We start from the raw sequence: 20101 nt of genomic DNA on the forward strand, positions 1-20101 counted from the left end.
GGACGTCCTGAGTCAAGTGTGCTCCTCCGGGACGTGTGAGGACGATACGGACTCACCGTCGGGTCCTCGTCGATCCAGAAGCGCCAGGGGTGCGGGGCGCCGTCGCCGCCGACACCCGTGCGGGGGCCGCTGCGGATGTGGGCGGGGGCCGGCGGAGTACCGGTGAGGAGGGAGAGAGGGGCGTCCGGGCCGGCGCAGGTGTCGGTGCCGTTCAAGGAGAGGCCGATGTCGAGGGCCGTGGCCAGACGGGCTGGGCCCTTGGCCAGCTCGTGGTCGTTCCGGGCCGAGCGGCGGCGGGGGCGGGCCCGGTCGGCGCCCTTCAGGATCTCCCCCGCGCGCAGCAGCACCCCGCTCGCCTCGCCCTCGGGGCCGCACACCAGGTTGAGGCAGTGCCACATGCCGTAGGTGAAGTAGACGTACGCGTGTCCGGGCGGGCCGAACATGACGGCGTTGCGTGCGGTCCGGCCCCGGAAGGCGTGCGAGCCGGGGTCGATGGCGCCGGCGTACGCCTCCACCTCCGTGAGGCGCAGTTCCATCAGTCCTTCCGGTGAACGGCGGACGAGTGTGCGGCCGAGGAGGTCGGGGGCGACCTCGAGGACCGGGCGGTCGAAGAAGGTCCGTGGGAGCGGCGTACGGTCGGGGCTCTCGCTCATGGCGCCCGAGCGTAGTAGGGGTCCGGTGGGGAACCGACTACGGTCGTCGCGCGTATGTAGGGGTCAGGACTGAGAAGGAGTGAAGGTCATGGGATTCAAGAAGCTGCTCGCGAGCCTGGGTGCCGGTGGGGCCACCGTGGAGACGGTGCTCACCGAGGAGAACGTGGTCCCGGGCGGTGTCGTCCAGGGCGAGGTGCGTATCCAGGGCGGCAGTGTCGACCAGCAGATCGAGGGTCTCTCCGTCGGCCTGCAGGCACGGGTCGAGGTGGAGGGCGGCGACCAGGAGCAGAAGCAGGACATCGAGTTCGTCAGGGTTCGTCTGGGCGGTGCCTTCGAGGTGAAGGCCGGCGCGGTGCACGTGGTGCCGTTCGGTCTGGAGATTCCTTGGGAGACGCCGGTGACCTCCGTCTCCGGGCAGCAGCTGCGCGGGATGAACATCGGTGTGACCACCGAGCTGGAGATCGCCCGCGCGGTGGACTCCGGTGACCTGGACCCGGTCAACGTGCACCCGCTGCCGGCGCAGCAGGCGATCCTCGACGCGTTCCTCCAGCTGGGCTTCCGCTTCAAGAGCGCGGACATGGAGCGCGGGCACATCCGGGGGACGCGGCAGAAGCTGCCCTTCTACCAGGAGATCGAGTTCTTCGCGCCGCAGCAGTACCGGGGTCTGAACCAGGTCGAGGTCAGCTTCGTCGCGGACGACCGTGAGATGGACGTCGTCCTGGAGATGGACAAGAAGCCGGGTCTGTTCGGTGAGGGCAGCGACTCCTTCCGTGCCTTCAAGGTGGGTCTGAACGACTTCCACGCCACCGACTGGGCGGCTTACCTGAACCAGTGGCTCGCCGAGGTCGGCGGCCGTCGCAACTGGCTCTAGGCTCGGGCCCGTAAAGGCTGCTGAGGCAGTACGGGCGATACGGAGGTTTCGACGTGTCCGAGGGCAAGAGGGCGCCGCTCCCGCATGACTTCCATCCGCCGGTGGCGGCGTTCACCGTGGTGAGCGACGACATCGCGCCGGGCGGGGTCCTGAAGGACGCGCAGGTGTACGCGGCGGGGAACACCTCGCCGCAGCTGCGCTGGGAGGGGTTCCCGGCGGAGACGAAGAGCTTCGCCGTCACCTGCTTCGACCCGGACGCCCCGACGGGCAGCGGGTTCTGGCACTGGGTGCTGTTCGACATCCCTGTGTCGGTGACCGAGCTGCCCGCCGGTGCCGGGTCGGGCTCGTTCGAGGGGCTGCCGGCCGGGGCCGTGCACGTCCGGAACGACTACGGCTCGAAGGACTTCGGTGGTGCCGCTCCCCCGGCGGGAGAAGAGCACCGCTATGTGTTCACGGTGTACGCGGTGGACAGCGAGAAGCTCGGTCCGGACGGCGATGTGTCGCCGGCGGCGGTCGGGTTCAACCTGCGCTTCCACACGCTGGGGCGTGCCCAGTTGATCGGTGAGTACGCGGCTCCCGCGGCGGTCTGATCGTTCGTTTGTTGTTTGCCCGCTTCTGGTCTTGGAGAGATCAGAAGCGGGCATCTTTTGTTGCGCGGGAAATATTGCGTTGTCCGACCCCGGCCGGCCCGGCCATCGTTGATCCAGGCCCCACCGCCCCGCTCCGGGGCCGGGCCTGCACACGGGAGGTGGGCACAATGCGGGACACGCTGGTACTCAACGCGAGCTTCGAGCCGCTGTCGACGGTCTCTCTCAACCGTGCGGTGGTGCTTGTCCTGACGGACAAGGCCGTCGTCGAGCACGCCCATCCCGATCTGCGAGTGCGAGGTGCGGCCGTCGATCTTCCGGTACCGCGGGTGATCAGGCTCTGCCGGTACGTCCGGGTGCCGTTCCGAAGACAGGCACCGTGGTCGAGGAGGGGGGTGCTGGTGCGGGACCAGCACCGGTGCGCGTACTGCGGGCGGCGGGCGACGACCGTCGACCACGTGGTGCCGCGTGCCCAGGGCGGTGGGGACAGCTGGCTGAACACGGTCGCTTCCTGCGCCGAGGACAACCACCGCAAGGCGGCCAGGACGCCGGAGCAGGCGGGGATGCCGCTGCTGTTCCAGCCGTTCGAGCCGACGCCCGCGGACGCGATGCTGCTGGCGATGCGGGCGAGCGAGCGGTCGGAGCTGCCGGAGTGGCTGGCGAAGGCTGCCGCGTAACCCTGTCTCGTACGGAAGGGCCCGCCTCCCCCGGTGTGGGGAGGCGGGCCCTTCCGCCGTCCTGGCTAACGGAGCGTCAGCTGGATGATGGCGATGACGCCGACGGCGATGATCACTCCGCGCAGGACAGTGGGCGGCAGCTTGCGGCCGACCTTGGCGCCGATCTGGCCGCCGATGGTGGAGCCGACGGCGATGAGCAGGACGGCCGTCCAGTCGAACTCGGCGACGAAGAGGAAGAAGACGGCGGCGACGCCGTTGACGAGGGCGCCGAGGATGTTCTTGACGGCGTTGATCCGCTGCAGGGTGTCGTGGAGCAGCAGGCCCATCAGCGAGAGGTAGAGCACGCCCTGGGCGGCACCGAAGTATCCGCCGTACATGCTGGCGAGGAAGAGGCCGAGCAGGAGGACGGGGCCGCCGTCGGGGTGGGCCTCGGTGCCGGTCTGTTCGCGGCGGCGCTTGACGGCGGCGGCGATGCGGGGCTGGAGGATCACCAGGACGAGCGCGAGGCCGATGAGGACCGGGACGATCGCGTCGAAGGCGTCGGACGGCAGCGCAAGGAGCAGGATGGCGCCGATCAGACCGCCGAGGAGGGCGGCGCCTCCGAGGCGGAGGATGCGGCGCTTCTGGCCCTTGAGTTCGGCCCGGTAGCCGATGGCTCCGCTGATGGAGCCGGGGACGAGGCCGAGGGCGTTGGAGACGTTCGCGGTGATCGGAGGGAGTCCGGTCGCGAGCAGGACCGGGAACGTGATCAGCGTTCCCGATCCGACGATGGTGTTGATGGTGCCGGCGCCGATGCCGGCGGCGAAGACTGCCAGGGCTTCCCAGATGGACAACGCCATCTCCTTACATGGTCAGTTGAGTCGCCTCCCCGCCCCGAGTTCGTCGGGGTCGAGGGGCTCGCACCGATCATGCACGAGAATTACGTGTACGTGTCAGTCAACCGGCGGTTCGTCTCGCCTTTCGGTCCCGCCGCCCTTGGTGTTGAAGCCGGGGACGCTGCCGTCCTTGTTGCCGAAGGCGCCCGAGAGGCCCTTGAGGGCGTCGCCGATCTCGCTGGGCACGATCCAGAGCTTGTTGGCATCGCCCTCGGCGATCTTCGGCAGCATCTGGAGGTACTGGTACGAGAGCAGCTTCTGGTCCGGGTCGCCGGCGTGGATGGCCTCGAAGACCGTGCGGACGGCCTGGGCCTCGCCCTCGGCGCGCAGCGCGGCGGCCTTGGACTCACCCTCGGCGCGCAGGATCGCGGACTGCTTCTCGCCCTCCGCGGTGAGGATCGCGGACTGGCGGGTGCCCTCCGCGGTGAGGATCGCGGCGCGCTTGTCACGCTCGGCGCGCATCTGCTTCTCCATCGAGTCCTGGATGGAGGTCGGCGGCTCGATCGCCTTGAGCTCGACGCGGTTGACGCGGATGCCCCACTTGCCGGTGGCCTCGTCCAGGACACCGCGCAGGGCCGCGTTGATCTCCTCGCGGGAGGTCAGGGTCCGCTCCAGGTCCATGCCACCGATGATGTTGCGCAGGGTGGTGACGGTGAGCTGCTCGATCGCCTGGATGTAGCTGGCGACCTCGTAGGTCGCGGCCCTCGCGTCGGTCACCTGGTAGTAGATGACCGTGTCGATGTTGACGACGAGGTTGTCCTGAGTGATCACCGGCTGCGGCGGGAAGGGGACGACCTGCTCGCGCAGGTCGATCCGGTTGCGGATCGAGTCGATGAACGGGACGACGATGTTCAGGCCGGCGTTGAGCGTGCGGGTGTAGCGGCCGAAGCGCTCCACGATCGCCGCGCTCGCCTGCGGAATGACCTGGATCGTCTTGATCAGGGCGATGAAGACGAGCACCACCAGAATGATCAGGACGATGATGACTGCTGACATCGTGTTCCCCGTGCCCTTCGCTACCGGTTGACTGCCGGGTTGCTTTCGATGATCGAGTTTCCCAGATGGCGGAGCGTCATGGGCGAGGTTCGGTCACATGACCACGGCGGTCGCCCCGTCGATGTCCACCACGTCGACCTGTTCGCCCGGTTCGAAGCTCTGTCCGATGTCGAGCGTGCGGGCGGACCAGACCTCCCCGGCGAGCTTGATGCGGCCTCCGTTGCTGTCGACCCGTTCCAGGACGACGGCCTGACGGCCCTTCAGGGCGTCGATGCCGGAGGCGTGTTGGGGCCTGCCGTCGCGCTGCCGGGCCGCGATCGGGCGTACCACCGCCACCAGCGCGACCGAGACGACGACGAAGACGAGCACCTGGGGGACGACGCCGAAACCGAGAGCGGCGGTCACCGCCCCCGCGACCGCCCCGACGGAGAACATGCCGAATTCGGGCATCGCGGTCAGGACCAGCGGAATGCCGAGCCCCACCGCGCCGATCAGCCACCAGACCCATGCGTCGATGTCCACATGGTCATGGTAGGGGCGGTGGGGTCCTCCGGGACAGGGCGCGGGCGGCTGTGCGGGACGCCGGCGCTTCGTCCGCTACTTCAGGGGCAGACCGTGGGCGGTCCAGCGGTCGCCGACGCGCTCGACGACGAGCGGCAGGCCGAAGCAGTGGGAGAGGTTGCGGGAGGTCAGCTCGGTCTCCACGGGGCCGGCGGCGAGCACCTTGCCCTGACGGATCATCAGGACGTGGGTGAAGCCGGGCGCGATCTCCTCGACATGGTGGGTGACCATGATCATGGAGGGGGCGTACGGGTCGCGGGCGAGGCGGCCGAGACGGCGGACGAGGTCCTCGCGGCCGCCGAGGTCGAGGCCGGCGGCGGGCTCGTCGAGGAGGAGGAGCTCGGGGTCGGTCATCATCGCGCGGGCGATCAGGGTGCGCTTGCGCTCGCCCTCGGAGAGGGTGCCGAACTTCCGGTCCAGGTACTCGTTCATGCCCAGGCGGTCGAGGAAGGCCTTGGCGCGCTGCTCGTCGACCGGGTCGTAGTCCTCGTGCCAGGTGGCGGTCATGCCGTACGCGGCGGTGAGGACGGTCTCCAGAACGGTCTGGCGCTTGGGGAGCTTCTCCGCCATGGCGATGCCGGCCATGCCGATGCGGGGACGGAGCTCGAAGACGTCGGTGCCGACGCCGCCGAGCTGCTCGCCCAGGATGTGGGCGCTGCCCTTGGTGGGGAAGAGGTAGCTGGAGGCGATGTTCAGAAGGGTGGTCTTGCCGGCGCCGTTGGGTCCGAGGATCACCCAGCGCTCGCCCTCCTTGACCGACCAGGAGACCTCGTCCACCAGAGCCCGTCCGTCGCGGACCACGGATACGTCCACCAGCTCCAGTACATCGCTCATGAGCGCGTTGTCTCCCCTTGCGGTCGAGTCGTGTCGTCGCCTTGCGCCGATGGGCGCGGCGTCCAGGGGAAAACCTACGTTATCGACGGAGCGGGCCGGTCCCTAGGGCTTCCTTTGAGTCCCCCGGTGCGCCCAGGACTCCCCCTAGTCTTGGGGGATGCTTTCGGAACCACGCTCAGGACGCCTGGCGGCATGGGGCAATGCCCTGCTGGCCGGGGCGGTGTCGCCGGACGAGGCGGCGCTGGCCATTGTCGGGGAGGACGCGGTGCACCGCGTGGAGGGGCTGCCGGGTGAGGCACGGCCGGTGGGGCTGACGCTGGCGCTGGGCCGGCTGCGGCGGCTCGGGGTGACCGGGTGGCGGGTGGCGCTGCCCGCGCCGGGGCATCCGCTGGGGCTGAGCGGACCGCCGGACTTCAACGCGCGCGCGTTGGAGGCGGAGGAGGCGGTGGTGGGCTACGGCGCGCCGTACGGCCTCGTGCCGGAGGTCTCGGAGGCGGGGCCGGTGGGTGACGTCCATGTGGAGGTGGTCTGGCGCTGTCTCTCGGTGCGGGAGGCGCCGCCGGCGGACGTGCCGTCGCTCGGCGAGGCGGAGCGGGAGCTGGCGGAGGCCCTCCGGGACGCGACGGCGGTACTGACCCGGCTGGACGTGGCGGGCTCGGGCCCGACGGCGGACGCGGCCCGGGAGGCGTACCGGGCGCGGGCGGAGGTGGGGCGGGAGGTCCTCGCTCCGGGGTACCCGCCGCGGGCGGTGCGGGTCCTGGAGCTGGCGCAGCGGGTGGGCCTGCTGGTGGACCTGGCGTACGACCACGGGCACGGGGGCGCGGTGAGCGCCTCGGAAATGGCGGCGCGGGGTGCTGCGCTGCGGCCGGTGGAGCGGGTGGCGCGACGGGCCCAGGTGGCGGCGTACAACGCGTACGTGGAGGAACGGGAGCGGGACCGGGGGTTCTGACCGCTGGTACGACGGGTCTGACCGATCTCCTTCGACGGGGGTCTGCCCTCTCCTACAACAGTGGGTACATGCGAAACCGGCCCCCGGGGGATCGTCCGGGGGCCGGTCGTTCTCGGGTGGTCAGCCGTTGAGGGCGTGGTTGCCGAAGGCCGGGTTGAGCAGGCCGATCACGTTGACCGTGTTGCCGGAGACGTTCACGGGGACGTGGACCGGGACCTGCACCAGGTTGCCGGAGGCGACGCCCGGCGACTCGACGGCCTTGCCCGTGGCCTCGGCACCGTGGGCGGAGGCGACACCCGCACCGGCGGCGACGATGCCACCGGCGACCATGGTGAGGGCAGCGGCCTTCTTGAGGTTCTTCACTTGGTACATCCTCCTGGTCATCGCTGCGGCCGATCAGCCGCAGCACGCCATGGAGAACGCCGCACCCCCCGGCAGGTTGCGCCGAACGGGGGACATACACACGACGGTATGAAGGACTGAACGGTCGTGCGCCCCGGCGTGCGAGGGGGCGCCCAGGGGGTGTCAGTTGGTGAGGCCGTGCCGGACCGCCCAGAGCGCCGCCTGGGTGCGGTCCGCGAGGTCGAGCTTCATGAGGATGTTCGAGACGTGCGTCTTGACCGTCTTCTCGGAGAGGACGAGCGCGCGGGCGATCTCGCGGTTGGACCGGCCGTCCGCGATCAGGCCGAGGACCTCGCGCTCCCGCTCCGTGAGGGTCGAGCCGCGTCCCGTGCCCCCGTGGGAGTCGTCCTGGGCGAGGAGCGCGCCCGCGACCTCGGGCTGGAGCAGGATGTGCCCCGCGTGGACGGAGCGGATCGCGCCGGCCAGCGCGTCGGGGTCGATGTCCTTGTAGACGTATCCGGAGGCGCCGGCGCGGAGCGCGGGGACCACCGTCCGCTGCTCGGTGAAGCTCGTGACGATGAGGACCCTCGCGGGGTTGTCGAGCTCGCGGAGCTGCTTCAGCGCCTCGATGCCGTCGGTCCCGGGCATCTTCACGTCCATGAGGACCACGTCGGGGCGGAGCTCCTCGGCGCTGGCGACGCCCTCGGCGCCGTCGGAGGCCTCCCCCACCACCTCTATGTCGTCCTGCACCTCCAGAAAGGTGCGCAGGCCTCTGCGGACGACCTGGTGGTCGTCGACCAGCAGGACACGGATCTGCTTGTCAGCCACCGGGAACCTCCATCTCGATCGTGGTGCCCTCGCCCGGGGCCGAGGTCACGGTGAGCGATCCGCCGACGCCGCTCGCCCGGTCCCGCATGGAGACCAGACCGAGGTGGCGCCCCGCACTGCGGACCGTACGCGGGTCGAAGCCCGTGCCGTCGTCGGTGACGGTGAGCCGCGCGCCCTGGCCCGCGCGGGTGAGGGAGACGGCGACGAGCTCCGCGTCAGCGTGCCGCAGGGCGTTGTGCAGGGCCTCCTGGGCGACCCGGAGCACGGCCTCCTCCTGTGCGGCGGGCAGCGCGCGCGTCCCGGGGCTCTCGAAGGTGACCCGGGCGGTGTGGGCGCGGTCCAGGACCTGGATGTGGGTACGGAGGGTGTGGACGAGTCCGTCCTCGTCCAGTGCGGCGGGGCGGAGCTCGACGACGGCGGCGCGCAGCTCGTCGGCTGCCTCGGCGGCCAGCGCGGCGACCTGCTGGAGTTCGCCCTTGGCGCGGGCGGGGTCACGGTCGACGAGCGCGGCGGCGGCCTGGGCGGTCAGCCGGAGCGAGAAGAGCTTCTGGCTGACGGCGTCGTGCAGCTCGTGGGCGAGGCGGGAGCGCTCCTCGGCGATGGTGAGCTCGCGGCTGCGCTCGTACAGACGTGCGTTGGTGAGGGCGATGGCCGCGTGCTGGGCCAGGATCGACAGCAGTTCCTCGTCCTCCGCGGTGAAGCCGCAGCCGCCGTTCTCCTTCGGGCAGCGCTTGTTGGCGAGGAAGAGCGCGCCGAGGGTCTCGTCGCCGTCCCTGACGGGGAGGCCGAGGAAGTCGGACATCTCGGGGTGGGCGGCCGGCCAGCCCTCGAAGCGGGGGTCCTCGCGGACGTCGGCGAGCCGCTCGGGCTCGGCCTTGTGGAGCATCGCGGCGAGGATGCCGTGCTGCCGGGGCAGCGGGCCGATCGCCTTCCACTGCTCGTCGCTGACGCCGTCGACCACGAACTGGGCGAAGCCGCCGTGGTCGTCGGGGACGCCCAGGGCCGCGTACTCGGCGTCGAGCAGCTCGCGGGCGGAGGCGACGATCGTCTTGAGGACGTCGCGGACCTCCAGATGGCGGCTCATCGCCAGGAGGGCGGTGCTCACGGCGGCCAGGCCGGAGCTCGGTCGATGGCTCATGTGTTCACCGTACCGGCGGGTGGTGACGGTCCGTATCCGTCCGAAGACCGCGAAGGAGGGGGACCGGGGACCTAGGTCGTAGTGCCCGGACGCCCTTGTCCTCCCCCAGGAGGAGGGGACTCACTGTGCGCATTGCTCACGCAACGCCTGGTGAGTTCGTTACGTGGCCGATGTGAGCCCGCGCATAGGACCCACGTCACTTACGAAGTCCCCTAGTGGACATCTGGAGGGCGGGGCAGGGTGGGGTGAGCCCGACATAAGGGCGCTTCTGTGGTCCGTGCACGGGCCCCTGATCCACTACCCGGGATCGTACGTCACACCTTTGCCACGGGATTTTGCTGCCGCTAAGAATTGCCCTCGTCGCCGCCGAAGAAGGCGCAGCGCCGCCCCGGCCGAGCGACCCCCAGCGATTCGAAGAGGTAGTCCGTTATGTCTGCGAACACCCCTGGCCACATTCGTGGTCTGAAGAAGACCCACAAGGCCACGATCGCCGGCGTCGCCGCTCTGGGCGCCGCCGCGCTCACCCTCTCCCTCGTACCCGGCAACGGCAGCACCGAGACCGAGCCGCAGGCTCTCTCCGGTACGCAGCAGGTGGCCTGGTCGTACAACGCGAACAGCCCGCAGGCGAAGGCCCTGGCCGCCAGCGTGACCGAGCAGCACACCACCATCGGCCTCAAGGCCAAGCAGGAGGCCGACGCGAAGGCCAAGGCCGACGCGAAGGCCAAGGCCGCTGCCGCCGCCAAGGCGAAGGCGGAAGCCAAGGCCAAGGCGGAAGCCGAGGCGAAGGCCAAGGCGAAGGCGAAGGCTCAGGCCCAGGCGAAGAAGCGCGCCGCGGAGAAGGCGGCCGCGAGCCGTTCCGTCGCCCGTACCCCCGTCTTCGCGAACAACCTCGACGGCTGGATCCGCGAGGCCCTGTTCATCATGGACAAGCACAACATCCCGGGCAGCTACAACGGTCTGCACAAGAACATCATGCGCGAGTCCAGCGGCAACCCGCGTGCCATCAACAACTGGGACATCAACGCCATCAACGGCGTCCCGTCCAAGGGTCTGCTCCAGGTCATCTACCCGACCTTCAAGACCTACCACGTGGCCGGCACGCCGTTCGACCAGTACGACCCGGTCGCCAACATCGTCGCCGCCGCCAACTACGCGGCCGACCGCTACGGCTCGATCGACAACGTCAACAGCGCGTACTGATCGCACTCGGTCCGCTGTCGTACGCCGAAGGGCGGCACCCCCTGCGCGGGGGTGCCGCCCTTCGGCGTACCGGTACCTCAGCCGATCACTTGCGCATGACCTCGGGCTCGTGGCGGCGCAGCAGCCGCGCCACGGCGACGCAGCAGACGGCCGCCATGAACAGCTGGATGCCGAGGTCGAGGCTCCACTGGCCGACCGTGTGCTCCCAGAGCGGGTCGGTGTTGGTGGGGTTCTTGTGGTCCCACGGCGGCATGAGGCGGGCCAGGTCGAGGGTGGTGCCGGCGCCGGCGATGCCCCAGCGGGAGGGCATGAGCCAGGCGAACTGCTCCAGGCCGGGCGAGCCGTACACCTGGAAGAGGATGCCGGTGAACACGACCTGGATGATCGCGAACATGACCAGGAGCGGCATGGTCTTCTCGGCGGTCTTCACCAGCGCGGAGATGACCAGGCCGAACATCATCGAGGTGAGGCCCAGGGCGATGACCTGGATGCACAGCTCGACGGCCGGCGGCATGAACAGGCCCTCTTCGGGCAGCGCCCGGGTGGAGAAGCCGATGCCGCAGATGATGACGCCCTGGAAGGCCGTGATCACGCCGAGCACGATGACCTTGGACATCAGGTACGCCGAGCGGGACAGGCCGGTGGCCCGCTCCCGCTCGTAGATGACCCGCTCCTTGATCAGCTCTCGTACGGAGTTGGCCGCGCCGCTGAAGCACATGCCGACCGCGAGGATCAGCATGATCGTGCCGGCGTCGCCGTTGAAGCGGGACGGCGGCTTCGGCGAACCGAGGCCGAAGTCGGCCGGGATGACGACCGAGACCGCGCCGAGGACGGCGGGCAGGATCACCATCAGGCCCAGGAAGCCCTTGTCGGACGCGATCACGGAGACGTAGCGCCGGATCAGGGTCCACAGCTGGGAGCCCCAGCCCTGCGGCTTCGGCGGCCTGGACATCGCCTGCTGCGGCACCTGGACGGGCTGCGCGGCGACGGCGTCGATGTCCGCGGCGTACATCTGGTAGTGCTGCGAGCCCTTCCAGCGGCCCGCCCAGTCGTAGTCGCGGTAGTTCTCGAAGGCGGAGAAGACATCCGCCCAGGTGGAGTAGCCGAAGAAGTTCAGCGCCTCCTCCGGCGGGCCGAAGTACGCCACCGAGCCGCCGGGGGCCATGACGAGGAGCTTGTCGCAGAGGCCCAGCTCGGCCACCGAGTGGGTGACGACGAGGACCGTGCGGCCGTCGTCGGCGAGGCCGCGGAGCAGCTGCATGACATCGCGGTCCATGCCCGGGTCGAGGCCGGAGGTCGGCTCGTCCAGGAAGATCAGCGAGGGCTTGGTGAGGAGCTCCAGGGCGACCGAGACGCGCTTGCGCTGACCACCGGAGAGGGAGGTGACCTTCTTCTCCTTGTGGATGTCGAGCTTGAGCTCGCGCAGCACCTCGCCGATGCGGGCCTCGCGCTCGGACTCGGCGGTGTCGCCGGGGAAGCGGAGCTTGGCGGCGTAGCGCAGCGCCTTCTGGACGGTCAGCTCCTTGTGGAGGATGTCGTCCTGCGGGACCAGACCGATGCGCTGGCGCAGCTCGGCGAACTGCTTGTAGAGGCTTCGGTTGTCGTAGAGGACGTCGCCCTCGTTGGCCGGGCGGTAGCCGGTCAGCGCCTTGAGCAGCGTCGACTTTCCGGAGCCGGAGGGGCCGATGACGCCGATCAGCGACTTCTCCGGGACGCCGAAGGAGACGTCCTTGAGGATCTGCTTGCCGCCGTCGACCGTGACCGTGAGGTGGCGGGCCGAGAAGGAGACCGAGCCGGTGTCGACGAACTCCTCGAGCTGGCCGCCGACGAGCCGGAAGGTCGAGTGACCGACGCCGACGATGTCCTGGGGGCCGAGGAGGGCGGTGCCGCCCTTGGGGATCGGCTGACCGTTGACGTACGTGCCGTTGTGCGAGCCGAGGTCGCGGATCTCGAAGCGGCCGTCGGGCGTCGCGTGGAACTCGGCGTGGTTCCGCGAGACCTGGAGGTCGGAGACGACCAGTTCGTTCTCGAGGGCACGGCCGATACGCATGACGTGGCCGAGCGCCAGCTGGTGGAACGTGGTGGGGCTGCGGTCGGCGTAGGCCGACGACGCCCCTCCGGCGGCGCCGGGCCCGCCGTGTCCCTGCTGGTGCGGGGCCTGCTGCTGCGGAACGTGCGGCTGCACGGGCGGCGGGCCCTGCTGCTGCCAGTTCTGCTGCGGTGCCTGCTGCTGCGGCGGGGCCTGGTGCGTGACCCACTCGGCCTGGGCGGCCTGCTCCGCGGCCTGGTGGGCGGGGACCTGGTGGGCCGGAGCCTGCTGGTGGGCAGGGGCCTGCTGGTGGGCCGGGGCGCCGGCGGCGGCGAGATTCAGCCGCGGGCCGTCGGTGGCGTTGCCGAGGTGGACCGCCGAGCCGGGGCCGATCTCCACCTGGTGGATCCGCTGCCCCTGCAAGAACGTTCCATTGGTCGAGCCGTGGTCCTCGATGACCCAACTCCGGCCGCCCCAGCTGATGGTGGCGTGCCGCCACGAGACCCTGGCGTCGTCGATCACCAGGTCGCCCTGCGGGTCGCGGCCCAGGGTGTACGACCTGGACGGATCGAGCGTCCAGGTCCTGCCGTTCAATTCCAGTACGAGTTCTGGCACTCCATGCCCCACTACTTGTCCCCCGATGTACCCCCGTCGCTGGGAGTCCAGGGATGGCGAATCATCCTGAGGAACTATTTCAGGCCCAGTCCCGTATCGGAAAGTCGGGCCGTGTGAAGACCCGGCATGCAAGCCCGGGGATCCGCTTCCGGGCCGCTTCCGGGCGGCTTCGGGGCCGCTTCCGGGTCACTGGGGGCCGCTGCGGCGCAAGGGTGCGACCACTCGGGTGTCCGCTGGGCGGGACGGGGGGTCGGGTGGCACGCGGTGCCCGATACGGTGGAAGCACCATGAGCGCATCGCAGACCTCAGACGTTCCCACCCTTCTCGTCAAGATCTTCGGGAAGGACCGTCCCGGGATCACCGCGGGACTCTTCGACACCCTCGCCGCCTACTCCGTCGACGTCGTGGACATCGAGCAGGTCGTCTCCCGCGGCCGACTCGTCCTGTGCGCGCTCGTCACCCAGCCGACCGTCGCCTCGCAGGGCGAGCTCCGCGCGACCGTGCACAGCTGGGCCGAGTCGCTGAAGCTCCAGGCCGAGATCATCTCCGGTACGGGCGACAACCGTCCCCGTGGTGAGGGGCGCTCGCACGTCACCGTGCTGGGCAACCCGCTGACCGCGGAGCAGACAGCGGCCATAGCGGCCAGGATCGCGGAGGCCGGCGGCAATATCGACCGTATCTTCCGGCTGGCGAAGTACCCGGTCACCGCCGTCGAGTTCGCCGTCTCCGGCTGCGCGACCGAGCCGCTGCGGACCGCCCTCGCCACCGAGGCGCACACCATCGGGGTCGACGTGGCCGTGGTCTCCGCAGGACTGCACCGGCGGGCCCAACGACTCGTCGTCATGGACGTCGACTCGACCCTGATCCAGGACGAGGTGATCGAGCTCTTCGCGGCGCACGCCGGCTGCGAGGACAAGGTCGCCGAGGTGACGGCCGCCGCGATGCGCGGAGAGCTGGACTTCGAGCAGTCCCTGCACGCGCGCGTGGCGCTGCTCGCCGGGCTCGACGCCTCGGTGGTCGACAAGGTCCGTTCCGAGGTGCGGATGACGCCCGGGGCCCGGACCCTGATCCGTACGCTCAAGCGGCTCGGCTATCAGGTGGGCGTGGTCTCCGGCGGGTTCACGCAGGTCACGGACGATCTCAAGGACCGCCTCGGGCTGGACTTCGCCTCCGCCAACACCCTGGAGATCGTGGACGGCAAGCTGACCGGGCGGGTGACCGGCGAGATCGTGGACCGGGCGGGCAAGGCGCGGCTGCTGCGCCGGTTCGCGGCGGAGGCGGGTGTGCCGCTGGCGCAGACCGTGGCGATCGGCGACGGGGCGAACGATCTGGACATGCTGAACGCGGCCGGTCTCGGCGTGGCGTTCAACGCGAAGCCGGTGGTGCGCGAGGCCGCGCACACGGCGGTGAACGTGCCGTTCCTGGACACCGTGCTGTACCTGCTGGGGATCACCCGCGAAGAGGTCGAGGCCGCGGACGGCGGCGCGGAGGACCTGCTGCACTGAGCCCGGTACGAAAGGGCCCGGCCGTCGTTCGACGGCCGGGCCCTTTCCCGTACATCTGAGGCGTACGGCTGAGGCGACGGCTGAGAGGTACGGCTGAGGCGTACGCATCAGCCGTACGGGTCAGGCGATCACGCGTACGGGTCAGGCGTGCGGGGTCCAGAACTCGACGAGGTGTCCGACGCCGTGCTCCAGGGACTTCCACGAGCCGTTGAAGGTGAGGACGGCGAAGGCGGAGGTCGGGAAGCCGCTGCGGTTCATCCGGGCCAGGAGGTCGCCGTCGGCCTCGCTCGCGAGGGCGTCGGCGAGGGCGTGCATTCCGGGGTTGTGGCCGATGACCAGGATGTCGGAGACCTCGTCCGAGGTCTCGTTGAGCAGGGCGATGAGCTCGCCGAGCGAGGCCTCGTACAGCCGGTCCTCGTACACGGTCTTGGGGCGCTGCGGCAGTTCCTGTACGGCCAGCTTCCAGGTCTCGCGGGTCCTGGTGGCGGTGGAGCAGAGGGCCAGGTCGAAGGTGAGGCCGCTCGCGGCGAGCCTGCGGCCGGCGACGGGGGCGTCCGCGCGTCCTCGCTCGGCGAGGGGGCGCTCGTGGTCGGACTCCTCGTTCCAGTCCGCCTTCGCGTGTCGAAGCAGCACGATCCTGCGGGGTGTGTCGACGCTCATGGTCCTCAGCTTCGCACGAAACGGCTCGCGCCGACTCAGAGAGAGAGCGTTTGCTGGATCCGCTCCAGAACCCCGCCGACCCCTGGGTCACCCAGTGCCGCGTGGGCCTCACCGGGCCCGCTCATCAGCAGCAGAAGGGCGACGAACGCGGCCGCCGGAAGGGCGAGGGCCCACCAGGGCAGCCGGGTGTCGACGCCGGTCGTGTCCGGTCGGACGCGGGTGTACGTACGGGCCGTCATGACCGCCTCCGTGGGTGGGTGCTCCGCTTTCCCTGTTGTCTCCAACGTAGGGTTCGCGGGCCCCTCGGCCCATCCGGTGATCCACCCACTTCACCCTGACACCCGCCCCCTAGGGGATGCGGGGGTTATCCCTACCGAGGGCCGTGGTGACCGCGCCTCACGGGGAGGCGATCGAGGCGATGACGGCGATGACGACCGTGATCCCGATCATCGCGCCGAACACGAGGAGCAGCTTCTTCTGGCCGTTCGGGGGACTGGGTTCGAGGACTGGCATGGCAACAGTCTCGCATCTCAGGATTCGTCCTCGACCGTCCGGTCCCGGCCCGCCAGGGTTCCGACGATCATCTGCGGCACCATGAGCCCGCCCATCAGGACGACCGGCAGTCCCCAGCCACCGCTGTGCTGGTAGAGCACGCCGACGAGGAGGGGGCCGGGGATGGAGATGAGGTACCCGACGCTCTGCGCGAAGGCGGAGAGCCGGACGACTCCGGCGCCGGTGCGCGAGCGCATGCCGATCATCGTGAGGGCGAGCGGGAAGGAGCAGTTGGAGACGCCGAGCAGCAGGGCCCAGACCCAGGCGCCGGCGGCCGGGGCGAGGAAGAGGCCGGTGTAGCCGGCGAGGCCGCAGAGGCCGAGGGCGACGACGATCGGGCCCTGGTTCTTCATCCGGGTGGCGAGCCGGGGGATCACGAAGGCGAGCGGGACGCCCATGACCATGGTGACGGCGAGGAGCACGCCCGCGGTGGAGGCGGGGACGCCCGCGTCGCGGAAGATCTGCGGCATCCAGCCCATGGTGATGTAGGCGCCGGTGGCCTGGAGGCCGAAGTAGCAGCCGAGGGCCCAGGCGGTGCGGCTGCGGGTGATGCGCGGGGCGGCGGTCTCCGTGGCGGCGGCGGTGGCACGGCTCTTCGCGGCGGCGCGGTCCCGGTCGCGTACGAGCGGGATCCAGGGCAGGACGGCCAGCGCGGCGATGGCCGCCCAGACACCGAGGCCGATGCGCCAGTCGCCGCCGAGGGCGGCGGTCATCGGGACGGTCGCGGCCGCTGCCATGGAGGTGCCGAGGGCTAGGGCCATGGAGTAGAGGCCGGTCATGCTGCCGATGCGGTCGGGGAAGTACCGCTTGACGATGACCGGCATCAGGACGTTGCTGACGGCGATGCCCATGAGGGCGAGCGCGCTGGCGGCGAGGAAGCCGACGGTGCCGCCGGCGAAGGGGCGCAGGACGAGGCCCGTGAAGATCGCGGCCATGCCCGCGCAGACGACGGCGGCGGGCCCGAAGCGCCGGGCGAGGCGCGGGGCCGTGATGCCGAAGATCGCGAAGCAGAGCGGGGGTACTGAGGTGAGGACGCCGGCGACGGTGCCGCTCATGTGGAGGTCGGCGGTGACCTCTTCGAGGAGGGCGCCGAGGCTGGTGATGGCGGGGCGCAGGTTCAGTGCGGCCAGGACGAGTCCGACGGTGACGAGGCCGAGGGTCCAGCGCTGTGCCCGTCCCGGTGCGGGAGAATCTCCGGCGACGGCGGCTCCGGGCGGGGCCGTGGTGGCCGCCGGAACGGTGGTCATGGCCGGTCGTGCGGCGGGGTCGAGGGTCTTCGGCTCGTCAGGCATGGAGCCATCATAGAATCATGGGATGATTGGTTGTCCAATCTCGAACGACTTGGGCGACTCGAACGAATGGGAAGGTGCTCCATGGCCCTCGGCCACCCCCGGCGCGCAGGCCTCTCCGATCAGGTGATCGCCGAGCTCCGGAACCAGATCACCTCCGGCGAGTGGCCGGTCGGTTCACGCATCCCGACCGAACCCGAGCTCGTCGAGCAGCTGGGAGTGGCCCGTAACACCGTGCGCGAAGCGGTACGGGCGCTCGCGCACAACGGACTGCTCGACATCCGCCAGGGCTCCGGCACCTACGTCATCGCCACCAGCGAGCTGGCGGGCGTCATGCACCGGCGCTTCGCGGGATCCGACCCCCGGCACGTCGCCGAGCTGCGCTCGACCCTGGAGTCCGCCGCGGCGCGGCTCGCGGCCGGGCGGCGCACCGAGCGGGACCTGAAGCAGCTCGACACCCTGCTCGTACGGCGGGAGGAGGCGTGGGAGTCCGGCGACGCGGAGCGGTTCGTGACCGCCGACGCGACCTTCCACCACGCGGTCGTCGCCGCCTCGGGCAACGAGGTGCTCACCGAGCTCTACGCGGACCTGGGCGATCTGCTGCGGGAGTGGCTGCGCGACGACGTCGGGCAGGTGCTGCGGCCGGAGAACTGGATGGACCACGCGCGCCTGGTGGACGCGATCCGGGACGGTGACGCCGAGCGGGCCGGCGCGGAAGCGGCCGGCTACCCCTACATGTGCCTCAGGAGCCCCGTACCGGAGCCGGGTCGGGAGCCTGGTCCGCCGGCTGGTGAGTGACCCAGGCGGCCCCGACCTCCTTCCAGCAGCGGCCGGTGATCTTGCCGTAGTCGGCGGGCCCCACGTCCACGGGGGCGCTGTCGGAGTCGATGTCCCACCAGCGCTCGCACTCGACGTGGAGGCGGACCCGGTCGGTACGCGGGTACGGGTTCTGGCAGTGGGCGGTGACGCGGGAGCCCTGGACGACGGTGCGGCAGGAGGCCCCGAAGTTCTCCGGCTCCTCGGCCGCCGGGGCGGTGGCGGGGACCTCCTCGGCCGGAGCGGGGGCGGCCCGCACCTCGGCGGCGACGGCGATCCCGGTGAGCAGTACGGCGACGGAGACGAACGCGCCGAACCCGTGACGTATCGCGCGCATGCCCGTACCTCCTCCCCGTCAGCAGCAGGAACCTCACGCTCTGCCCCAGTCTGGGGTGGTTCGCTCGACTTTTCGAGTCGGGCAGGAGTTGCGGAACGGCGAGGGCCGTGTGTCCGCCCCTGGGGGCGGGCACACGGCCCTGATGCTCCGACGAGAAGCGGTTACGCGCCGATGGCGTGCAGGCCGCCGTCCACGTGGATGATCTCGCCCGTGGTCTTCGGGAACCAGTCCGAGAGCAGCGCGACGATGCCGCGGCCGGCCGGCTCCGGGTCCGAGAGCTCCCACGCCAGCGGGGAGCGGCTGTCCCACACGGACGCCAGCTCTCCGAAGCCCGGGATGGACTTGGCGGCCATCGAGCCGAGCGGGCCCGCCGAGATCAGGTTGCACCGGATGTTCTGCTTACCCAGGTCACGCGCCATGTAGCGGCTGGTGGCCTCCAGGGCGGCCTTGGCAGGGCCCATCCAGTCGTACTGCGGCCACGCGAACTTCGCGTCGAAGGTGAGGCCGACGACCGAGCCGCCCTCGCTCATCAGCGGCAGCAGCGCCATCGTCAGCGACTTCAGGGAGAAGGCGGAGACGTGCATGGCGGTGGCCACGGACTCGAACGGCGTGTTGAGGAAGTTGCCGCCGAGCGCGTCCTGTGGGGCGAAGCCGATGGAGTGGACGATGCCGTCGAGGCGGTCGCCCAGGTGCTCACGGACCTGACCCTCCAGGCGGGCGAGGTGCTCGTCGTTCGAGACGTCGAGCTCCAGGACCTTGACCTTGTCGGGGTGGGGCAGCTTCTTGGCGATGCGCTCGGTCAGCGTCGGCCGCGGCCAGGCGGTGAGGATGATCTCCGCGCCCTGCTCCTGGGCCAGCTTCGCGGCGTGGAAGGCGATGGAGGACTCCATCAGCACACCGGTGATGAGGATGCGCTTGCCCTCGAGAATTCCGCTCATGGTGATCAGTGACCCATGCCCAATCCGCCGTCAACCGGGATGACGGCTCCAGTGATGTACGAGGCGTCGTCGGAGGCGAGGAACTTCACCGCGGCGGCGATCTCCTCCGGCTGGGCGTAGCGGCCCAGCGGCACCTGGGACACGATGCCCGCGCGCTGCTCGTCGGTGAGCACGGCGGTCATGGCGGTGTCGACGAAACCAGGGGCGACGACGTTGAAGGTGATGTTGCGGGAGCCGAGCTCACGCGCGAGGGAGCGGGCGAAGCCCACCAGGCCCGCCTTGGAGGCGGCGTAGTTGGCCTGGCCCGCGGAGCCCAGCAGACCGACGACCGAGGAGATCAGGACGACGCGGCCCTTCTTGGCGCGCAGCATCGCGCGGTTGGAGCGCTTGACGACCCGGAAGGTGCCCGTGAGGTTGGTGTCGACGACGGAGGTGAAGTCCTCCTCGGACATGCGCATGAGGAGCTGGTCCTTCGTCACGCCGGCGTTGGCCACGAGGACCTCCACCGGACCGTGCTTCTCCTCGATCTCCTTGTACGCCTGCTCCACCTGCTCGCCGTCGGTGATGTCGCACTTGACGGCCAGGCAGCCCAGTTCGATGAGTTCCGCCGGCGGCTCGCCGGAGCGGTACGTGATCGCGACCTTGTCGCCGGACTCGGCGAACGCGCGGGCGATGGCGAGGCCGATGCCCCGGTTTCCTCCGGTGACGAGAACCGAGCGGCTCAACGGATCACCCTTTCGATAGCGGTCTGGTAGCCGAAAACCTATCGGTTTCGCCCCCGACATGAGGAATCGACCTCCGACAGTGGCGCCCGGGTGTCACTGTCGGGTCTCTACAGCTCGGAGGCTC

At 70.3% G+C, this 20101-nt stretch carries 23 protein-coding genes (1 of these 23 running past the window's edge); 7 read left to right on the top strand and 16 right to left on the bottom strand.

What is annotated here, in order from left to right:
* A protein-coding gene (locus OG462_RS11990; protein ID WP_406057171.1) for a DNA-3-methyladenine glycosylase crosses the window boundary here: on the bottom strand, positions 1–653 show its 5' portion. The gene continues 10 nt to the left of window position 1, outside the view; 653 of the gene's 663 nt are visible here — the first part of the coding sequence; it begins with the start codon at positions 651–653; its stop codon lies beyond the left edge, outside the window.
* 88 nt (positions 654–741) lie between these two features.
* Here OG462_RS11990 and OG462_RS11995 point away from each other — a divergent pair, with 88 nt between their 5' ends.
* The 3 genes from OG462_RS11995 (at position 742) to OG462_RS12005 (ending at position 2788) form a co-directional block, all read left to right on the top strand.
* Complete coding sequence (locus tag OG462_RS11995) at positions 742–1524, top strand: sporulation protein (RefSeq protein ID WP_406057173.1); 783 nt, start codon at positions 742–744, stop codon at positions 1522–1524.
* A 53-nt stretch (positions 1525–1577) separates the two neighbouring features.
* Positions 1578–2114 carry a YbhB/YbcL family Raf kinase inhibitor-like protein gene (locus OG462_RS12000; protein WP_406057175.1) on the top strand — a complete coding sequence of 179 codons (537 nt, stop codon included), beginning with the start codon at positions 1578–1580 and terminating at the stop codon, positions 2112–2114.
* 167 nt (positions 2115–2281) lie between these two features.
* Positions 2282–2788, top strand: coding sequence for an HNH endonuclease (locus OG462_RS12005; protein ID WP_030322763.1), 507 nt, complete (start codon positions 2282–2284; stop codon positions 2786–2788).
* A 65-nt stretch (positions 2789–2853) separates the two neighbouring features.
* Here the strand turns inward: OG462_RS12005 and OG462_RS12010 are convergent, their stop codons facing one another.
* From OG462_RS12010 to OG462_RS12025, 4 genes are all read right to left on the bottom strand, one after another.
* Positions 2854–3627, bottom strand: a complete 774-nt coding sequence (locus OG462_RS12010) for a sulfite exporter TauE/SafE family protein (RefSeq protein WP_406057177.1) — start codon at positions 3625–3627, stop codon at positions 2854–2856.
* Between the two features lie 93 nt (positions 3628–3720).
* A complete protein-coding gene (locus tag OG462_RS12015) occupies positions 3721–4659 on the bottom strand; it encodes an SPFH domain-containing protein (protein ID WP_406057179.1) in 939 nt (312 codons plus the stop codon).
* 93 nt (positions 4660–4752) lie between these two features.
* Positions 4753–5181, bottom strand: coding sequence for an NfeD family protein (locus tag OG462_RS12020; protein WP_406057181.1), 429 nt, complete (start codon positions 5179–5181; stop codon positions 4753–4755).
* A 75-nt stretch (positions 5182–5256) separates the two neighbouring features.
* The gene (locus OG462_RS12025; protein WP_406057183.1) at positions 5257–6054 is read right to left on the bottom strand and encodes an ABC transporter ATP-binding protein; all 798 of its coding nucleotides are present in this window, start codon (positions 6052–6054) and stop codon (positions 5257–5259) included.
* 157 nt (positions 6055–6211) lie between these two features.
* On the opposite strand from OG462_RS12025, the gene OG462_RS12030 reads away from it, so the two are divergent.
* Entirely contained in the window at positions 6212–7003 is a 792-nt protein-coding gene (locus tag OG462_RS12030; RefSeq protein WP_406057185.1) for a hypothetical protein, read from the top strand.
* Between the two features lie 120 nt (positions 7004–7123).
* Here the strand turns inward: OG462_RS12030 and OG462_RS12035 are convergent, their stop codons facing one another.
* From OG462_RS12035 to OG462_RS12045, 3 genes are all read right to left on the bottom strand, one after another.
* Positions 7124–7366, bottom strand: a complete 243-nt coding sequence (locus tag OG462_RS12035) for a chaplin (protein WP_187624121.1) — start codon at positions 7364–7366, stop codon at positions 7124–7126.
* A 162-nt stretch (positions 7367–7528) separates the two neighbouring features.
* Positions 7529–8173 carry a response regulator gene (locus OG462_RS12040; protein WP_406057188.1) on the bottom strand — a complete coding sequence of 215 codons (645 nt, stop codon included), beginning with the start codon at positions 8171–8173 and terminating at the stop codon, positions 7529–7531.
* On the bottom strand, positions 8166–9311 hold the full coding sequence (locus OG462_RS12045; RefSeq protein ID WP_406057190.1) for a GAF domain-containing sensor histidine kinase: 1146 nt from the start codon (positions 9309–9311) through the stop codon (positions 8166–8168). The genes OG462_RS12040 and OG462_RS12045 overlap by 8 nt, the downstream gene beginning before the upstream one ends.
* Positions 9312–9740: 429 nt before the next feature.
* Here OG462_RS12045 and OG462_RS12050 point away from each other — a divergent pair, with 429 nt between their 5' ends.
* Entirely contained in the window at positions 9741–10511 is a 771-nt protein-coding gene (locus tag OG462_RS12050) for a transglycosylase SLT domain-containing protein (RefSeq protein WP_406057192.1), read from the top strand.
* Positions 10512–10596: 85 nt separating this feature from the next.
* Here the strand turns inward: OG462_RS12050 and OG462_RS12055 are convergent, their stop codons facing one another.
* On the bottom strand, positions 10597–13167 hold the full coding sequence (locus tag OG462_RS12055) for an FHA domain-containing protein (protein ID WP_406057194.1): 2571 nt from the start codon (positions 13165–13167) through the stop codon (positions 10597–10599).
* Positions 13168–13442: 275 nt separating this feature from the next.
* Here OG462_RS12055 and serB point away from each other — a divergent pair, with 275 nt between their 5' ends.
* Positions 13443–14660: a phosphoserine phosphatase SerB gene (gene serB, locus OG462_RS12060; protein WP_406057196.1), complete on the top strand. Its 1218-nt coding sequence runs from the start codon at positions 13443–13445 to the stop codon at positions 14658–14660.
* A 141-nt stretch (positions 14661–14801) separates the two neighbouring features.
* Here serB and OG462_RS12065 read toward each other — a convergent pair whose 3' ends face one another.
* From OG462_RS12065 to OG462_RS12080, 4 genes are all read right to left on the bottom strand, one after another.
* Entirely contained in the window at positions 14802–15320 is a 519-nt protein-coding gene (locus tag OG462_RS12065) for a SixA phosphatase family protein (RefSeq protein WP_406057197.1), read from the bottom strand.
* Between the two features lie 35 nt (positions 15321–15355).
* On the bottom strand, positions 15356–15559 hold the full coding sequence (locus tag OG462_RS12070) for a hypothetical protein (protein WP_406057199.1): 204 nt from the start codon (positions 15557–15559) through the stop codon (positions 15356–15358).
* Positions 15560–15716: 157 nt separating this feature from the next.
* On the bottom strand, positions 15717–15833 hold the full coding sequence (locus OG462_RS12075) for an SGM_5486 family transporter-associated protein (protein WP_406057201.1): 117 nt from the start codon (positions 15831–15833) through the stop codon (positions 15717–15719).
* Positions 15834–15850: 17 nt separating this feature from the next.
* Positions 15851–17164, bottom strand: coding sequence for a CynX/NimT family MFS transporter (locus tag OG462_RS12080; RefSeq protein ID WP_406057203.1), 1314 nt, complete (start codon positions 17162–17164; stop codon positions 15851–15853).
* Between the two features lie 81 nt (positions 17165–17245).
* Between OG462_RS12080 and OG462_RS12085 the strand changes: the two genes are divergently transcribed.
* Positions 17246–17959 (top strand): FadR/GntR family transcriptional regulator, encoded by a 714-nt coding sequence (locus tag OG462_RS12085; protein WP_406057205.1) that lies wholly within the window; start codon positions 17246–17248, stop codon positions 17957–17959.
* Here the strand turns inward: OG462_RS12085 and OG462_RS12090 are convergent.
* The 3 genes from OG462_RS12090 to fabG form a co-directional block, all read right to left on the bottom strand.
* Positions 17904–18314, bottom strand: a complete 411-nt coding sequence (locus OG462_RS12090) for a hypothetical protein (RefSeq protein WP_406057207.1) — start codon at positions 18312–18314, stop codon at positions 17904–17906. The genes OG462_RS12085 and OG462_RS12090 overlap by 56 nt on opposite strands.
* A gap of 161 nt (positions 18315–18475) precedes the next feature.
* Entirely contained in the window at positions 18476–19252 is a 777-nt protein-coding gene (fabI, locus tag OG462_RS12095) for an enoyl-ACP reductase FabI (RefSeq protein ID WP_406057209.1), read from the bottom strand.
* Positions 19253–19257: 5 nt separating this feature from the next.
* On the bottom strand, positions 19258–19977 hold the full coding sequence (gene fabG / locus OG462_RS12100) for a 3-oxoacyl-[acyl-carrier-protein] reductase (protein ID WP_406057210.1): 720 nt from the start codon (positions 19975–19977) through the stop codon (positions 19258–19260).
* Positions 19978–20101 lie beyond the last annotated feature (124 nt).

This window comes from Streptomyces sp. NBC_01077, assembly GCF_045162855.1.
GTDB lineage: Bacteria > Actinomycetota > Actinomycetes > Streptomycetales > Streptomycetaceae > Streptomyces.

Coding starts and splice junctions, on each gene's coding strand:
- OG462_RS12030 (WP_406057185.1), top strand. CDS start 6,212: ATGCTTTCGGAACCACGCTCAGGACGCCTGGCGGCATGGGGCAATGCC.
- OG462_RS12075 (WP_406057201.1), bottom strand. CDS start 15,833: ATGCCAGTCCTCGAACCCAGTCCCCCGAACGGCCAGAAGAAGCTGCTC.
- OG462_RS12085 (WP_406057205.1), top strand. CDS start 17,246: ATGGCCCTCGGCCACCCCCGGCGCGCAGGCCTCTCCGATCAGGTGATC.
- OG462_RS12015 (WP_406057179.1), bottom strand. CDS start 4,659: ATGTCAGCAGTCATCATCGTCCTGATCATTCTGGTGGTGCTCGTCTTC.
- OG462_RS11995 (WP_406057173.1), top strand. CDS start 742: ATGGGATTCAAGAAGCTGCTCGCGAGCCTGGGTGCCGGTGGGGCCACC.
- OG462_RS12050 (WP_406057192.1), top strand. CDS start 9,741: ATGTCTGCGAACACCCCTGGCCACATTCGTGGTCTGAAGAAGACCCAC.
- fabI (WP_406057209.1), bottom strand. CDS start 19,252: ATGAGCGGAATTCTCGAGGGCAAGCGCATCCTCATCACCGGTGTGCTG.
- OG462_RS12025 (WP_406057183.1), bottom strand. CDS start 6,054: ATGAGCGATGTACTGGAGCTGGTGGACGTATCCGTGGTCCGCGACGGA.
- OG462_RS12090 (WP_406057207.1), bottom strand. CDS start 18,314: ATGCGCGCGATACGTCACGGGTTCGGCGCGTTCGTCTCCGTCGCCGTA.
- OG462_RS12005 (WP_030322763.1), top strand. CDS start 2,282: ATGCGGGACACGCTGGTACTCAACGCGAGCTTCGAGCCGCTGTCGACG.
- serB (WP_406057196.1), top strand. CDS start 13,443: ATGAGCGCATCGCAGACCTCAGACGTTCCCACCCTTCTCGTCAAGATC.
- OG462_RS12065 (WP_406057197.1), bottom strand. CDS start 15,320: ATGAGCGTCGACACACCCCGCAGGATCGTGCTGCTTCGACACGCGAAG.
- OG462_RS12045 (WP_406057190.1), bottom strand. CDS start 9,311: ATGAGCCATCGACCGAGCTCCGGCCTGGCCGCCGTGAGCACCGCCCTC.
- OG462_RS12080 (WP_406057203.1), bottom strand. CDS start 17,164: ATGCCTGACGAGCCGAAGACCCTCGACCCCGCCGCACGACCGGCCATG.
- OG462_RS12070 (WP_406057199.1), bottom strand. CDS start 15,559: ATGACGGCCCGTACGTACACCCGCGTCCGACCGGACACGACCGGCGTC.
- OG462_RS12010 (WP_406057177.1), bottom strand. CDS start 3,627: ATGGCGTTGTCCATCTGGGAAGCCCTGGCAGTCTTCGCCGCCGGCATC.